Source organism: Gemmatimonadales bacterium, from assembly GCA_019637315.1.
Lineage (GTDB): Bacteria > Gemmatimonadota > Gemmatimonadetes > Gemmatimonadales > GWC2-71-9 > SHZU01.
The window spans coordinates 322,099-336,419 of the sequence record JAHBVU010000002.1 but is presented as its reverse complement, the minus strand read 5'-3'; the positions used below and the strand labels follow the sequence as shown (position 1 = coordinate 336,419).

Genomic DNA, 14,321 nt, shown 5'->3' with positions numbered 1-14,321 from the left:
GGAGGGCTTCTGGTGGACAAGCCGGCCGGGATCACATCCCACGATGTGGTCGCGACGGTCAGGAAGCGACTGGGTACCCGTGCGGTGGGGCACACCGGCACCCTGGATCCGTTTGCGACCGGGCTTCTCGTCCTGGTGCTGGGATCGGCGACCCGGCTGGCTCGGCACCTCGAGGGTGCGACCAAGACCTACTGGGCCGAGGCCCGGCTGGGGTTCGCGACAGACAGCGACGATTGGACGGGGGAACCGCTCGGCGTTGCCGTCACCGGTCCCTGGCCGAGTCAAGGACAGGTCGGAGAGGTGTTGGCGCGATTGACCGGCCCGGGCGAACAGCGGCCGCCCGCGTACTCGGCCAAGCAGGTTGGCGGCGTTCGCAGTCACGCCGTGGCGCGGCGGGGTGGTCGACTGGAACTGGCGGCGGTGCCGGTTACGGTGCACGAGTTGACGCTGCTGAGTTATCGGCCGCCACTGCTCAGCTTTCGGGTGACGGTCAGCGCAGGCACCTACATTCGGGCCCTGGCGCGGGATCTCGGGATGCAACTCGGCACCGGTGCTCACCTGACGGCCCTGCGGAGGGAATCGGTGGGCAGGTTCGCGCTGGCCCGGGCGACTCCGCTCCGCGATCTGACGGCCGAGGCGGTGATACCCCCGCTGGCGCTGATCGAGCATTTGCCGAGGGTCGAACTCGCCCCGGATGCTGTGACCCGGGTCCGCCACGGGCAGCGGGTGCCGGGCGGGTTCGGAGCCGGTCCAACCGCGCTGGTGGCCGGCGAACAGCTGGTTGCAATTGCGGAAGCCCGTGATGGGGTTTGGCAGCCGATTACGGTGTTCCCGGCATGAACGATTTGCCCGGATTTCCGCGCGGTGCTGCGGTAACCGTGGGGACCTTCGATGGGGTTCATCTCGGTCACCAGGCGGTGATCGAGGAGCTGGTTCGCCGGGCACGTCAGGCGGACCGACCTGCGGTGCTGGTGACGTTCGAGCCGCATCCGCTGGCCGTGCTGCGGCCCGGTGCCGCGCCGGGGCGGCTCACGACGGCTGATGAGCGCAGCGCCGCGCTCGCCGAGACGAGCATCGACTACCAGGTCGTGCTCCGCTTCGATCAGGCCCTGGCCGCGCTCGATCCGGAGCAGTTCGTCCGCGACGTGCTGCAGGCGCGGTGCCAGATGGTCGAACTGGTGGTGGGCCACGACCACGGGTTCGGGCGGCGGCGGGCCGGCGATCGGGTCATGCTCGAATCGCTTGCTACGGATGGCGGATTCGCGCTGCGAGTCGTTGCCCCCGTGGCGGGAAGTCGAGGCCACCTGGTGTCGAGCAGCGTGATTCGTGATGCCGTGGTCGCCGGCGACTTCGCGGCCGCGGCCGCAGGGCTGGGTCGGCCGTACCGGGTGTCCGGGCGGGTGGTGCCAGGGCAGCGGCGGGGTCGCACGCTTGGGATCCCGACGGCCAATCTGTCGACGCCGGTCGGAAAGCTGCTGCCGCCGGACGGCGTCTACGCGGTGCGGGTGGAGTGGGGTGGTGGTACGGCAGGTGGAATGATGAACCAGGGTACCCGTCCGACGGTCGGAGACGCCACTCGGTGGCTGGAAGTGCATCTCTTCGATTTCGACGGTGATTTATACGGGCGGGAGATCCGGATCGAATGGGTCGCTCCGCTCCGAGCGATCCGGCGCTTTGATTCGCTGGCCGCGCTACGGGATCAGCTCGAGCAGGATCGTGCCAACGCGCGGGCCACGCTCGAGGGGCGCGCGAACCTCTAACGAAGTGTCACCCGTTGACACGCGGTGTGGGAACGATGTTCACGAACTTACGTAACCGATTCATCGTCATCGCGATTCTGATCCTCGCGTCCGGCTTCTTCCTCTGGAACAACAAGCGGAAGACGACTACGCCGACGCATCAGGGGACGATCGTCAATCTTGGACTCGATCTTCAGGGCGGGATGCACCTGGGCCTCGAGCTCGATCAGTCGAACCGGGTATCCAGTGATCCGGCCGGGGACATTCAGCTTGCGCTGACGGTGCTTCGCAAGCGGATCGACGAGTTCGGAGTCTTGGAGCCGATCATCCAGACTGTCGGCGCCGAGCGGATCGTGGTCGAGCTGCCGGGTGTGACGGATCCCGATCGCGCCAAGGCGGTGGTGCAGCGGAGCGCGTTCCTCGAGTTCAAGATCACCGACAAGACCCAGGCGCTCGAGCGCTCGATCGGCATCATGGATCGGACCTTGCGCGACCTCGGGGTGACGGCGTCGGTCGGCGCCACGCCGGCCCGCCCATCCGCGGTGCAGGACCTGCTCGGTGCGGATTCGGCCAAGGAGGCCGAATCCGACAGCGTGATCACCAACGGCATCTTCGCCTCGCTGATTCAGCCGTCGTCGGCCGTCGGCCTTCCCCAGGTGCCCGGCGAATATGTGGTTCGCGAAGGCGCCTACCGTCAGGTGGACAGCCTGTTGCGCCGGCCTGAGGTCCGCCGCCTCTGGCCGCGCGGCATCGACTTCAAGTGGTCCAACGCGCCGATTTCCGCCGGGGTTGAGCAGTTCCGACTGCTGTACGCGCTCGATGAGCGCCCGATCATTACCGGAACCCACCTCGTCAATGCGATTGCGCAGCTGGATCCGCTGACCAATGGCGCGGAGGTCAATTTCGAGCTCGACCGCCAGGGCGGGCGACGGTTTGGCCAGGAAACCGCCCGGCATGTCGGGGATTACATGGCGATCATTCTGGACAACGAGGTCCAGGGTCGTCCCCCGGTGATTCAGAGTCGGATCGAGCGGCAAGGGCGGATTCAGCTGGGCGGCCGCTCGCTGCAGGAGGCGCAGGACCTGGCGCTGACGCTCCGGGCCGGTGCGCTGCCGACCCCGCTCAAGATCGTCGAGGAGCGCCAGGTCGGTCCGAGTCTCGGCGCGGACGCGATTCGGGGCGGCATCATTGCCGGTATCATCGGCGTGATCTTCGTGATCCTGATGATGATTCTGTACTATGCCTGGAGCGGTGTCATCGCCATCGGTGCGTTGATCATCTACACGCTGATGACATTCGCAGCGCTGGCGGCATTCGAGGCGACGCTGACGTTGCCGGGTCTGGCGGGCTTCGTCCTCGCCATCGCGATGGCGGTCGATGCCAACGTGCTGATCTTCGAGCGGATTCGCGAAGAGTTGGCGGACGGGAAGACGGTTCGTCTCTCGGTCGACGAGGGCTTCAAGAACGCCTTGCCGGCCATCATCGACTCCAACCTCACGACCGTGCTGACTGCGCTCTTCCTGTTCCAGTTCGGAACCGGACCGGTGCAGGGTTTTGCCGTGACGCTGATTATTGGTGTCTTTGCCTCGATGATCACGGCGATCTTCGTGACCCGGACGTTCTTCCTGGCCTGGCTCAAGCGGCGTCCGGACATGACGACACTGTCGGTTGGCACCTACCGTGCCTTCAAGAACGCGGCGTACAAGTTCATCGAGAACCGCCGCTATGCCTATATCGTCACGGCTGCGATTCTGACGCTCGGTGCGGTGGCGATTGTCGCTCGCGGCATCAACTACAGCGTCGAGTTTACCGGTGGCACACTGATGCACGTCAAGGCCAGCGAGGCCATCACGGTCGATGCGCTTCGCGGGGGCCTCGAGGCCGAAGGATTTTCGGGAGCGGAGATCCAGACCTTCGGTGCCTCCAACGAGTTCGTGGTTCGGGTCCGGGTCGGTGACAATACGACCGACGCCGATGATACGCAGCAGGCAGGCGCCGCGATTGCGCAGGCGCTGACCAAGATCGTAGGTGCCGGCAACTTCTCGGTCGAGCGAACCGAGGCTGTCGGACCGAAGGTCGGTGGAGAGCTCCAGCAGAAGGCCTTCATGGCCATCTTCTTTTCGTTCTTTGCCGTGCTTGCCTATCTGGCGTATCGCTTCGACTGGCGCTTTGGCCTCGCGGCGGTCGTGGCCACCGTCCACGATATCGGCGTTACCATTGCCTTTATCGCGCTGCTCAAGCTCGAGGTCAGTCTCGTCGTGGTCGCCGCGCTGCTGACCGTGCTGGGTCTCTCGCTCAACGACACGATCGTCATCTTCGACCGAATCCGCGAGAATCTGCGCGATCGTCGCCAGATGAATTTCATCGATCTGCTCAATCGCTCCGTCAACGAGACGCTGCCTCGCACGGTGCTGACCGGTGTCACGACCCTGGGCACCTTGATTGCGCTGTCGATCTTCGGCACCGACGTGATCCGGCCGTTCTCGCTGGTACTGTTCTTCGGCATCCTGCTGGCGACCTTCTCGTCGATCTTCATTGCCGCGCCGATTCTGCTCTGGATCCAGACCAAGTGGCCGCCGGCCGCCGGGGTGGCCGCCTCCGCGGTCAAGCGCGTGGCGGCATCGGCGAAGGCGCAGCCGACCGGGTGACCCCGGGTTGGTAGCCGCGTCGCTGGTCGACACTCATTGCCACCTCGCCGACCCCGGATTCGCGTCCGAGGTTGGCGAGGTGGTGGTGCGAATGAGGGATGCGGGGGTTGGCCATGCGATCGTCATCGGCGAGACGCCGGAGGCTGCGGCCCGCGCCCGTGCCCTTGCCGAGGCCGACTCGGCGCTGTCTGCAACGGCTGGCTTGCATCCGCACCAGGCCACCCGATGGTCTGCCGAGCTGGCACGGTGGCTGGCAGATGCCCTGACTGACCCGCTCGTCGTGGCAGCCGGAGAAATGGGCCTCGACTACCACTACGATCATTCGCCCAGGACTGATCAGCTCGCGGCGCTCGATGCGCAGCTTGAGCTTGCGACTCAGGCAGGCAAGCCGGTGGTCATCCACGCCCGCGAGGCCGACGAGGACATGATTGCCATTCTGCGCAACCATCCTGGTGTTGTGGCGGTGATGCACTCGTTCTCCAGTGGCATCGGCCTCTTGCGCAGCGCCGTTCGGCTTGGGCACTATATCTCGTGGAGCGGCATGATCACGTTCAAGTCGTGGCAGCAGGACGACGCCGTTCGTGAGGTACCCGAGGATCGTCTGCTGGTCGAGACGGATGCGCCCTACCTGGCGCCGGTGCCTTTCCGCGGCAAGCGCAACGAGCCCGCCTACGTCGCCGCCACGGCCCGGAAGCTGGCCCAGATCGTCGGTCTGTCGTTCGAGGAGATTGCCGTCCGGACTTCCGCCAATGCCGCTGCCGTCTTCGGTTCCCGGGTTGGCCCTGTCTCAAACCGTATCGCGTAAGGTGTGTCCCGTGTCCATTGTTCCGTCAGACATCGCCATCGCTCAAGCCGCCACCCTGCGTCCGATCGCTGACGTCGCCGCAGAGGTCGGACTTGCAGCGGATGAGATCATTCCGTACGGGAAATACAAGGCCAAGATCAGCGCCGAGGCGATTCGCGCCCGGTCACCCCGGGGCAAGCTGGTGCTGGTAACCGGGATCAACCCGACACCGGCGGGCGAGGGCAAGTCGACGGTGACCGTCGGCGTCAGCCAGGCGCTCCGGCGGCTCGGAAAGAAGGTCATGGTCTGCATTCGGGAGCCGTCACTCGGCCCCATCTTCGGGGTCAAAGGCGGCGCCGCCGGCGGCGGGTATGCGCAGGTCGTTCCGATGGACGAGATCAACCTGCACTTCACGGGCGACTTCCACGCCATCACCTCGGCGCACAACCTGCTCTCGGCGATGCTGGATAACCATATCCACCATGGCAACGCCCTGGGCATCGATTCGCGGCGGATCAGCTGGCCGCGCACCATCGACATGAACGATCGTGCGCTTCGGCAGATCGTGGTCGGGATGGGCGGCTTGAACGGCGGTCCGACCCGGGAAGATCGGTTCGTGATCGTGCCAGGCAGTGAAGTGATGGCCGTGCTCTGCCTGGCAACCGACCTGCAGGACCTCGAGGCGCGGCTCGGCCGGATTGTCGTGGGTCTGACCCGCGACAAGAGGCCGGTTACTGCAGCCGATCTCAAGGCCTCGGGCGCCATGACGTTGCTGCTCAAGGACGCAATCCTGCCCAATCTGGTACAGACCCTGGAGGGGGGCCCTGCGCTGGTGCATGGCGGCCCGTTCGGCAATATCGCCCACGGCTGCAATTCGCTGGCGGCGACTCGGCTGGGTTTGTCTCTGGCCGACATCGTGCTGACCGAGGCGGGCTTTGGGGCCGACCTGGGCGCCGAGAAGTTCCTCGATATCAAGTGCCGGCTGGGCGGCCTCACGCCGGAGGCGGCCGTCGTCGTGGCCACGATTCGGGCGCTCAAGATGCACGGCGGCGTCAAGAAGGACAGCCTGGGAACGCCAGACGTTGCGGCTCTCGAGCGGGGGCTCGTCAATCTCGAAGCGCATGCCGCGAACCTGGCCAAGTTCGGCCTTCCCGTCGTCGTGGCGCTCAACCGGTTTACCAGTGACTCGCAGGAAGAGATCCAGTGCGTTCTCGACGCGGCCGCCCGCTGGGGCGTCCGGGCGGCGCTCTCGGATGTTTGGGCGGCCGGCGGTGCCGGCGGCGAGGCCGTGGCGCAGGCGGTGCTGGAAACGCTGGTCGAAGGCCAGGCGGCCTTCCAGCCGATTTACGATGCGGCGCAGCCGATCAAGGCCAAGATCGAGGCCATTGCGCGGGAAATCTACGGCGCCGATGGGGTCGACTACCTGGCCGCCGCGGAGCGGAATATTGCGCAGTGCGAAAGCATGGGACTCGGCAATACGCCGATCTGTATTGCCAAGACGCAGTACTCGTTTTCCGACGACCCGACCCGGCTCGGCCGCCCTTCGGGATTTCGGATTACGATCCGGGACGTCTATCCTTCGGCGGGCGCCGGTTTTGTGGTGGCCCTTGCCGGGGAGATCATGACGATGCCCGGTTTGTCGAAGACGCCATCGGCTGAGGCCATTCGGGTTCACGCCGATGGTCGGATCGAAGGTCTGTTCTAGGCGGGATGGAACTCCATTTTTCGAGGATGAGCATGTCGAACATCGATATCATCGCGACCGACGCGGCCCCCAAGGCGATTGGTCCGTACTCGCAGGCAACCGCGGTCGGCAACCTGGTATTCACGGCCGGGCAGATTGCACTCGACCCGGTCACGATGGAAGTCGTCTCCGGCGAGGTCGGTCCGCAAGCGCGCCAGGTCTTTGCCAACCTTGCCGCGGTCCTCAAAGCGGCCGGTACGGATTTCAGCCGGGTCGTCAAGACGACCGTCTTCCTGGCCGACATGGCTGAGTTCGGCGTTGTCAACGAGATCTACGCGGAGCACTTCGGCAGCCACCGTCCGGCCCGCTCGACGGTGCAGGCGGCCGGTCTTCCGAAGGGCGTTCGCGTTGAAATCGAGTGCATCGCCCTTCGCTGAACGGATTGTCGTCTTGCGCAGTATCTGGCTGAGCCTGGCGCTCGTTCTGGGCGCGGCGGCGGGCGGAGCGGGGCAGGCCCCGCTTGCCGGGCCGCCGCCCTCGGGCGAGTCGTTGCTGGTTCAGGGGGCGTCAGCGCAGCTGCCGGCATCCGCCGATACGTTGTCCTACCTGGCCCGCCCGATCAAGCCGCTCAAAGCGTTCTTCATGTCGCTGGCCGTGCCTGGCTGGTCCCAGGCGCGGCTCGACCGGAAGCTGACCGGAGCACTCTTCATTACCGTCGAAGGCCTGGCCGTCGGGATGACGGTCAAGACGATTCGCGAGCTCAAGTACCTCGAACGGGTCGGGGCCGACAGCGCCCGAATCGTCAGCAAGCGTAGCCAGCGGCAGGACTGGCTCATTCTGCTCGGCTTCAATCACCTCTTTTCGGGGATCGAGGCGTTCGTGGGCAGTCAGTTGCACGACTTCCCTGAAGATCTTCGCCTGCGCGCCGTGCCGATGCCGGCAGGCGGGATTGGGTTTCAGGCCTCCGTGCCGTTCCGCTGGCCCTGAGGCAGGTGGGGCCGTCCGGCAGCAGGGAGGGAGCGGTCATACTGATGGAGCGTCACACCGGATCCGTCGACGACCGCGAAGTGCTGCCCGTCCACCCACGCGCCAGGATTCAGGTACCAGCGTCCCGGGAACATCTCGATTGCTGCGGTGCGATGAGTATGTGACATCACCAGCACGCCGACGTCGGGGTGGCGCTGGAGGTGGTCACGCGCCCAGGCCACCTGCTGTTCCTGCGCATGATCCAACACAGCTGGATCGCGGGTCGAGTCCGCCAGATGACGACTCATCCGGTCGACCAGCCAGATGCCGAGGTCAGGGTGGATGATCCGATAGAGCCAGCTGGTGAGTCGGTGGCGGGTAATCCGGTGCATGATCGCAGAGGTCCGATGAACCTCGGTGAGGCCGTCGCCGTGCACGGCGGTCACTGAACGTCCGGCCGCGGCAAAGCTGACTCGATCGGCTGCGTACCGGATCCCCGCGTCACGTTCCCAGAACGAGTCGCCCCAACGGTCGTGGTTGCCGCCGGTCATCAGGATCGGCATCCGGCGGGCCAGCACGGCCAGGGCGGCGGTGATCGCAAAGTTGCGCCGGGGAATGACCCGACGGTAGGAAAACCAGAAGTCGAAAAGGTCGCCGTTGATCAGGAGGCAGTCGCCGAGAGACGGGACCTGATCCAGGAAGTCAAGGAAGGCCAGGTCGGTGGCTGCGGGCGACGCCCCGAGGTGCACGTCCGACACCACGACGAGCTGGGTACCGAGCATCGGCCGAAGATACGGCCATCGAGGAACGCATGGAAGCGACGGGGGCGATTTCAGCCATCGATCTGCGCGTCAACTATAGCGAGACGGACCAAATGGGGGTGGTGTACCACGCCTGTTATCTGATTTGGTTCGATCGGGCGCGGACCGAGCACCTGCGACAGACCGGGACCACCTACGCGGACCTGGAAGCGCGCGGCTTCCGGCTCGCCGTTGGCGAGGCGCGGATCCGGTACCGGCAACCGGCCCGCTACGACGACGTGGTGCGAATTCGTTGCTGGGTCAGGGATCTTGCCTCACGGCGGATCGTCTTCGGATACGCCGTCGAACGAGCCGAGACCGGCGAACTGCTTGCGACGGGTGAAACCAGCATGCTGGTGCTCGATGCCCGCTTCAAGTGGAGCCGGCTGCCTGCCGAGGTCGCCGAGCGGCTGCCCGTCTCGGCCGACCCGGTGCGCCTCTAGCTTGGCGTCGTTGCTGCAATGACAAACCCGGCACGTTCCGCTATCATGATGCCCATGCGGCCGGTCCTCATCCTTGGCCTGATCGGGCTAGCCACCGGATGTGGCGGCGCCGGGCAGATCCGTCTCCCCAAACCGAGTGGCTTCGTGCCTGGCGAAGCCGGGGCGGCGGCCGAGTGGGCGCGCTCGACCTTGCCGGATGGTGCCCGCGACATTCGGTTCCGCTGGCAGTTCCGGGACGACAAGGGCGCCGCAGGCGGGCGCGGGCGGATTCGGCTGGCCGTACCCGACTCGGCGCGGCTCGATGTTCAGGGGCCGCTTGGCACCGGACGCGCTGCAGCTCTGGTGGCCGGTGATACTGCCGTGTGGGCGCAGCCGGAAGACGACGTCAAGCGCCTGGTGCCGAACTATCCGCTCTTCTGGGCCCTGCTTGGGGTGGTGCGGGCGCCGGCCAACGGGGCGGCCGTACTCCGGTCGGCCGATCCTGAGCTGATTGCCTGGCGGTACCATCGGGGGCCCGATACCCTCGACTATGTTTGGATGGCGGGAACCCCCGACAGGCTGATTGCCCAGGTTCGAGAGGGCGGGCGACAAGTGGGTACCGTCGAGACGGTTTTCGGGCCTGACGGGCAGCCGGTTTCCGCCCGCCTGATTGTACCCGATGCACCGGCACGGTTGGATATCACGTTTTCGTCGATTCAGAAGGCGACGTCCTTTGATCCGGATACCTGGACTCCTCCTCAGCCTTAGTCTGGCCGTTGGCCTGGGCGGATGCCTCTACGGGTTCGGCGGGGGCACTGGCTTTCCGCCCGGCATCAAGACGGTCGCGGTGCTTCCGTTCGACAATCTGACGCCGGAACCGACCCTCACCAACGAGATCAATCGCGCCGTTCGCGAAGCGGTTCAGGGTCGGCTCGGTCTGCGGCCCGCCGGCGAAGCGCAGGCCGATGCCATCGTGCGCGGAACGATCCAACGCTACGACCCCGACATCCCGATCGCCTTCTCGGGCGACCAGAATCAGCGGGTCGAGGTCAGCCGCCGCAAAGTGCAGATCGTGATCAACGTCCAGATCCTCGACCAGCAGAACAACAAGGTGCTCTGGGAACGAAACGGTCTGTCCGTCGAAGGCGACTACACCAACAATGAAATCGACGGACGCCGCCGTGCCATCGAACGGCTCATCACCGATATCGTCGACGGGGCGCAGTCCCAATGGTAGCGACCGGTCGCCGCGGGGTCAGCACGACGGGGTGTTTGTTCTCGCTGCTCGTCGTCGCCGTGGTCGTCTACTATGGCCTCAATCTGGGCCAGGTCTGGTGGCGCTATTACGAACTGCGTGACCGAATGAAAACGGCGGCGCGCTTCGCCAACATGACCACTGATGCGCAGATCGTCTCGCAGCTGCAGGGCGATGCGTTGGAGTTGTCGATCCCCGGCACGCCGCTGCGCTTTCGGGTGGTGCGGACCGAGCACCCGAACGCGATCTCGATCTCGACCAGTTATGAAGAGCGGGTCGAGCTGCCGTTCATACACCGAACCATCTCATTCAAACCATCGGTCGACCAGCGACTGTGACGACGGCACGCGCCACGGCGGACAAGGTCCTGTCTCTCGACGATGCGATCCGCTGGCGGCATCAGGCGCCGACGCCGGTCGTCTTTACCAACGGCGTCTTCGATCTGCTGCATGCAGGACATGTCGACTACCTCGAAGCTGCCCGCGCACTCGGCGGGTCCCTCATCGTGGGCGTCAACAGCGATGGGTCGGCCGCCGCCCTGGGCAAGGGTCCCGGTCGTCCGTTCGTCGGCGCCGTGGAGCGAGCCCGTCTGCTTGCCGCCCTCACTGCGGTGGATCGGGTCGTGGTTTTCGAGGAGTTGACACCCTCGGCCCTGATCGACGCGCTGGCGCCCGATATCCTGGTCAAGGGCGGCGACTACACCCGTGAGATGGTCGTCGGTGCGGAGGCCGTCGAGGCCCGGGGCGGACGTGTCGAGTTGATTCCCTTGACTCCTGATCGATCAACGACCTCACTGGTGGAGAGAATTCGTCATGCGTCCTGACGGCCGATCCGTAAGCCAGCTTCGGCCCGTCGTGCTGGAGCGAAATGCCAACCCGTATGCCGAAGGGTCCTGCCTCGTTCGTTTCGGCGGTACGCTGATCCACTGCACGGCATCGGTGGAAGTCGGGGTTCCGCCGTTCAAGAAGGGCTCAGGGCAGGGCTGGGTCACTGCCGAGTACGCCATGCTGCCGCGTGCCACGAGCGAGCGCACCAATCGTGAACGCAACGGGCCGGGCGGCCGGAGCCAGGAGATCCAGCGATTGATCGGCCGTTCGCTGCGTGCCGGGATGGGACGCTGGGATTTCGGCGAGTACACCATCAAGATCGACTGCGATGTTTTGCAGGCCGACGGCGGGACTCGCACCGCGAGCATTACCGGAGCATCGGTGGCGCTGGCGGATGCCTGCAGCTGGCTGGCGGAACGCACCGGTAAGCCATCGCCATTCGGACAGCTGGTGGCCGCGGTGTCGGTAGGCGTCGTCGGTGGGGAAGTCTGTCTCGACCTTGCCTACACCGAAGACAAGGATGCCGAGGTCGATGCCAACGTCGTGATGCGCGCACCTTCCGACCTCGTCGAGGTTCAGGGTACCGGAGAGCAGGGAGTCTTCTCGCGGGCGCAGCTCGATCGAATGCTCGACTTGGCCGACGCGGGCTTGGCGGAGCTCTTCGCGGCCCAGCGAAAGGCATTGGGATGGTAAAGCTGCTGGTCGCTACCCGGAGTGCCGGCAAGCAGCGCGAGGTGCGACGATTGCTCGCGGACGCGCCGTTCGAAGTCGTCTTCCCTGATCAGGTCAACGCTTGGGAAACCGAGGCAGAAGAGCTGCTCGAGCTGCACGACTCCTTCCAGGGCAACGCGCGAGCCAAGGCCGAGTTCTTCGTCAAGCGGACTCGGCTGCCGACCGTGGCAGACGACAGCGGCCTCGAAGTGCTGAGCCTGGGCGGCGAGCCCGGCGTCCGGTCAAAGCGTTGGGCCCAGACTGCTGGATCCGCAGCCGAGATCGACGCTGCCAACAATACCATGCTGCTGCGCAGGCTTGCCGGCGCGACGGAGACCCGGCGGCGGGCCCGCTATCGTTGCGTCCTCGTCCTGTATCGCAGTCCGTCGTCGATTCCGGAAGTATTCGAGGGAAACTGCTACGGGTCGATCACCGAGGAGGCGCGCGGTGATAACGGCTTCGGGTACGATCCCTACTTTCTGAGTGACGATCTCGGTCTCACCTTCGGCGAAGCAAGCGATGGTGACAAGGACCGCGTCAGTCATCGCGGCAATGCGTTTCGCGCGCTGCTGCAAGCGCTGACATCCCGCCCACTTTAACCAATCGACGACCTGTGTCCATCATTCCAGAGAATCGCCTTCGGCGCCGCTTGGCCTCGGCGCCTGTGGCGGTCGGCACCATGCTGGCTGAGATCCGTCAACCATCGGTGATGCAGGCCCTGGCCAATGCCGGTTTCGATTGGGTCCTGATCGACAACGAGCACGGGACCTTTACCACCGAGTCGATCGCGGAGCTGTCGCGGATTGCGCGGCTGGTGGAGGTCACCCCGATCGTCCGGGTGCCTGTATTGACCTACGAGCAGATTGCGCAGGCCCTCGATGCCGGTGCGCAGGGCATCATGCTTCCGCGCATTACCTCGGCGGAGGAGGTCCGAGCTGCGGTGGCGATTGCCAAGTATCCGCCGGAGGGCCGGCGCGGCAGCGCCATGGGGCGCGCCCACACCAACTTTCGGGCCGCCGACGTGGTGGAGACGATGGTGGCCGCCAACCGCGAGACCTTCGTGATCGTGCAGATCGAAACACGCGAGGCCGTGGAGGGGCTCGATGAGATCCTGAGCGTGCCTGGCGTCGACGCCGCGCTGATCGGGCCGAACGACCTGGCCATCGCGCTCGGGGTGCCCGGGCGGATGCGCGATCCTGTGCTGGAGCAGGCGATCGAGCGCACCATCGAAGCCTGCCGGGCGCATGGCGCGCTTCCCGCGATCCACACCAACGACGTGGCGCTCAGCGCCGACTGGGCTCGCCGTGGCATGCGCCTGGTGAGCATCTCGACCGAGATGGGGTTCCTGCAGGCGGCTGGCAAGGCGGCCGCCGATGCGGTGCGGGGAGCCTGACGCAGCACGGCCCAATTCGACGGGATCACGGGAGCATCCCGGCGCTCAACGCCAGCCGAGCGCCGGAGCGACTTGTCCCAGGATCGCCTCGATGAAGTGGACGTTGTAGTCGACGCCCAACTGGTTCGGCACGGTCAGGAGCAGCGTGTCGGCTTCGGCAATGGCTTCGTCTTTGGCCAATTGCTCAATCAGCGCCTCGGGCACCCCCGCGTACTGGCGCCCGAAGATCGCTCGGGTGGTCGCGTCGATGACGCCGATCTGGTCCTCGGTCTGGCTTCCGGTTCCGAAGTAGGCGCGATCACGGTCGTCCACGAGCGGAAAGATGCTGCGACTCACCGACACCCGAGGTGTGCGGGTGTGGCCTGCCGCCCGCCACGCCTCGCGATAGGCACGGATCTGGGTCGCCTGCTGGACGTGGAACGGCTGCCCGCCTTCATCGTCTTTGAGGGTGGAACTCTGCAGATTCATGCCGAGCGTCGCGGCCCAGACCGCCGTGGCGTTTGAGGCGGCGCCCCACCAGATCCGGTCCCGCAGCCCCTCCGAATGAGGCTCGATGCGCAGCAACCCCGGAGGGTTCGGGAACATCGGGCGCGGGTTGGGACGGGCAAATCCCTCGCCGCGAAGCAGGTCGAGCAGTTCCTCCGCATGCCGCCGTGCCATCTCGGCGTCCGTCTCCCCGTGGGCCGGCTCGTAGCCAAAGTAGCGCCATCCGTCGATGACCTGCTCCGGCGATCCGCGGCTGATGCCCAGCTGGAGTCGACCCCCGGCAATGAGATCGGCAGCGCCCGCGCTCTCGGCCATGTACATCGGGTTCTCGTAGCGCATGTCGATCACCGCTGTCCCGATCTCGATCCGGCGCGTCTTGGCACCGATGGCCGCAAGCAGCGGAAACGGCGAGGCCAGCTGCCGGGCAAAGTGATGCACCCGAAAGTAGGCCCCGTCCGCGCCCAACTCCTCGGCCGCGACGGCGAGGTCGATCGATTGTACCAGCGCGTCAGAGGCAGTCCGGGTCTCGGAGTGGGGCGTGGAGGACCAATGGCCGAAGGAAAGGAAGCCGATCGATTTCACGGGCCGACCGCGCCGAAGCATCGC

General features: G+C 65.8%; 17 protein-coding genes. 15 read left to right on the top strand and 2 right to left on the bottom strand.

What is annotated here, in order from left to right; translation table 11 throughout:
• Positions 1 to 12 precede the first annotated feature (12 nt).
• Genes truB through KF785_03470 form a run of 7 tightly spaced genes read left to right on the top strand, consistent with a single transcriptional unit; the run spans position 13 to position 7,842 of the window.
• Positions 13 to 840: a tRNA pseudouridine(55) synthase TruB gene (gene truB / locus KF785_03500; GenBank protein ID MBX3145807.1), complete on the top strand. Its 828-nt coding sequence runs from the start codon at positions 13 to 15 to the stop codon at positions 838 to 840.
• Positions 837 to 1,760 (top strand): bifunctional riboflavin kinase/FAD synthetase, encoded by a 924-nt coding sequence (locus tag KF785_03495; protein ID MBX3145806.1) that lies wholly within the window; start codon positions 837 to 839, stop codon positions 1,758 to 1,760. Before truB ends, KF785_03495 begins: the two co-directional genes overlap by 4 nt.
• A gap of 35 nt (positions 1,761 to 1,795) precedes the next feature.
• Positions 1,796 to 4,387, top strand: coding sequence for a protein translocase subunit SecD (gene secD / locus KF785_03490; protein MBX3145805.1), 2,592 nt, complete (start codon positions 1,796 to 1,798; stop codon positions 4,385 to 4,387).
• Between the two features lie 7 nt (positions 4,388 to 4,394).
• Positions 4,395 to 5,192: a TatD family hydrolase gene (locus KF785_03485; protein ID MBX3145804.1), complete on the top strand. Its 798-nt coding sequence runs from the start codon at positions 4,395 to 4,397 to the stop codon at positions 5,190 to 5,192.
• The gene (locus KF785_03480; protein MBX3145803.1) at positions 5,137 to 6,876 is read left to right on the top strand and encodes a formate--tetrahydrofolate ligase; all 1,740 of its coding nucleotides are present in this window, start codon (positions 5,137 to 5,139) and stop codon (positions 6,874 to 6,876) included. Before KF785_03485 ends, KF785_03480 begins: the two co-directional genes overlap by 56 nt.
• 32 nt (positions 6,877 to 6,908) lie before the next feature.
• Positions 6,909 to 7,292, top strand: a complete 384-nt coding sequence (locus tag KF785_03475) for a RidA family protein (protein ID MBX3145802.1) — start codon at positions 6,909 to 6,911, stop codon at positions 7,290 to 7,292.
• A 13-nt stretch (positions 7,293 to 7,305) separates the two neighbouring features.
• Positions 7,306 to 7,842 carry a hypothetical protein gene (locus KF785_03470; GenBank protein MBX3145801.1) on the top strand — a complete coding sequence of 179 codons (537 nt, stop codon included), beginning with the start codon at positions 7,306 to 7,308 and terminating at the stop codon, positions 7,840 to 7,842.
• Here KF785_03470 and KF785_03465 read toward each other — a convergent pair.
• Positions 7,812 to 8,603 (bottom strand): UDP-2,3-diacylglucosamine diphosphatase, encoded by a 792-nt coding sequence (locus tag KF785_03465; GenBank protein ID MBX3145800.1) that lies wholly within the window; start codon positions 8,601 to 8,603, stop codon positions 7,812 to 7,814. The genes KF785_03470 and KF785_03465 overlap by 31 nt on opposite strands.
• A 29-nt stretch (positions 8,604 to 8,632) precedes the next feature.
• Here KF785_03465 and KF785_03460 point away from each other — a divergent pair, with 29 nt between their 5' ends.
• The 8 genes from KF785_03460 to KF785_03425 are packed head-to-tail and all read left to right on the top strand — an operon-like array spanning position 8,633 to position 13,229.
• The gene (locus KF785_03460; GenBank protein MBX3145799.1) at positions 8,633 to 9,064 is read left to right on the top strand and encodes an acyl-CoA thioesterase; all 432 of its coding nucleotides are present in this window, start codon (positions 8,633 to 8,635) and stop codon (positions 9,062 to 9,064) included.
• Between the two features lie 54 nt (positions 9,065 to 9,118).
• Positions 9,119 to 9,811 (top strand): hypothetical protein, encoded by a 693-nt coding sequence (locus KF785_03455; GenBank protein MBX3145798.1) that lies wholly within the window; start codon positions 9,119 to 9,121, stop codon positions 9,809 to 9,811.
• Complete coding sequence (locus tag KF785_03450) at positions 9,777 to 10,280, top strand: hypothetical protein (GenBank protein MBX3145797.1); 504 nt, start codon at positions 9,777 to 9,779, stop codon at positions 10,278 to 10,280. The genes KF785_03455 and KF785_03450 overlap by 35 nt, the downstream gene beginning before the upstream one ends.
• Positions 10,274 to 10,636: a hypothetical protein gene (locus KF785_03445; GenBank protein MBX3145796.1), complete on the top strand. Its 363-nt coding sequence runs from the start codon at positions 10,274 to 10,276 to the stop codon at positions 10,634 to 10,636. The genes KF785_03450 and KF785_03445 overlap by 7 nt, the downstream gene beginning before the upstream one ends.
• A complete protein-coding gene (locus tag KF785_03440) occupies positions 10,633 to 11,121 on the top strand; it encodes an adenylyltransferase/cytidyltransferase family protein (GenBank protein MBX3145795.1) in 489 nt (162 codons plus the stop codon). Before KF785_03445 ends, KF785_03440 begins: the two co-directional genes overlap by 4 nt.
• Positions 11,111 to 11,818 carry a ribonuclease PH gene (gene rph / locus KF785_03435; protein ID MBX3145794.1) on the top strand — a complete coding sequence of 236 codons (708 nt, stop codon included), beginning with the start codon at positions 11,111 to 11,113 and terminating at the stop codon, positions 11,816 to 11,818. The genes KF785_03440 and rph overlap by 11 nt, the downstream gene beginning before the upstream one ends.
• Positions 11,812 to 12,435 carry a hypothetical protein gene (locus KF785_03430; GenBank protein MBX3145793.1) on the top strand — a complete coding sequence of 208 codons (624 nt, stop codon included), beginning with the start codon at positions 11,812 to 11,814 and terminating at the stop codon, positions 12,433 to 12,435. The genes rph and KF785_03430 overlap by 7 nt, the downstream gene beginning before the upstream one ends.
• 14 nt (positions 12,436 to 12,449) lie before the next feature.
• Positions 12,450 to 13,229 (top strand): hypothetical protein, encoded by a 780-nt coding sequence (locus KF785_03425; GenBank protein ID MBX3145792.1) that lies wholly within the window; start codon positions 12,450 to 12,452, stop codon positions 13,227 to 13,229.
• A 45-nt stretch (positions 13,230 to 13,274) separates the two neighbouring features.
• Here the strand turns inward: KF785_03425 and KF785_03420 are convergent, their stop codons facing one another.
• The gene (locus tag KF785_03420; GenBank protein ID MBX3145791.1) at positions 13,275 to 14,297 is read right to left on the bottom strand and encodes an LLM class flavin-dependent oxidoreductase; all 1,023 of its coding nucleotides are present in this window, start codon (positions 14,295 to 14,297) and stop codon (positions 13,275 to 13,277) included.
• Between the last annotated feature and the right edge of the window lie 24 nt (positions 14,298 to 14,321).

What these genes read in the sequence shown, in the direction of transcription:
- KF785_03495 (MBX3145806.1), top strand. Translation starts at nt 837, where the DNA reads ATGAACGATTTGCCCGGATTTCCGCGCGGTGCTGCGGTAACCGTGGGG.
- secD (MBX3145805.1), top strand. Translation starts at nt 1,796, where the DNA reads ATGTTCACGAACTTACGTAACCGATTCATCGTCATCGCGATTCTGATC.
- KF785_03480 (MBX3145803.1), top strand. Translation starts at nt 5,137, where the DNA reads ATGCCGCTGCCGTCTTCGGTTCCCGGGTTGGCCCTGTCTCAAACCGTA.
- KF785_03475 (MBX3145802.1), top strand. Translation starts at nt 6,909, where the DNA reads ATGTCGAACATCGATATCATCGCGACCGACGCGGCCCCCAAGGCGATT.
- KF785_03465 (MBX3145800.1), bottom strand. Translation starts at nt 8,603, where the DNA reads ATGCTCGGTACCCAGCTCGTCGTGGTGTCGGACGTGCACCTCGGGGCG.
- KF785_03460 (MBX3145799.1), top strand. Translation starts at nt 8,633, where the DNA reads ATGGAAGCGACGGGGGCGATTTCAGCCATCGATCTGCGCGTCAACTAT.
- KF785_03455 (MBX3145798.1), top strand. Translation starts at nt 9,119, where the DNA reads ATGCGGCCGGTCCTCATCCTTGGCCTGATCGGGCTAGCCACCGGATGT.
- KF785_03445 (MBX3145796.1), top strand. Translation starts at nt 10,274, where the DNA reads ATGGTAGCGACCGGTCGCCGCGGGGTCAGCACGACGGGGTGTTTGTTC.
- rph (MBX3145794.1), top strand. Translation starts at nt 11,111, where the DNA reads ATGCGTCCTGACGGCCGATCCGTAAGCCAGCTTCGGCCCGTCGTGCTG.
- KF785_03430 (MBX3145793.1), top strand. Translation starts at nt 11,812, where the DNA reads ATGGTAAAGCTGCTGGTCGCTACCCGGAGTGCCGGCAAGCAGCGCGAG.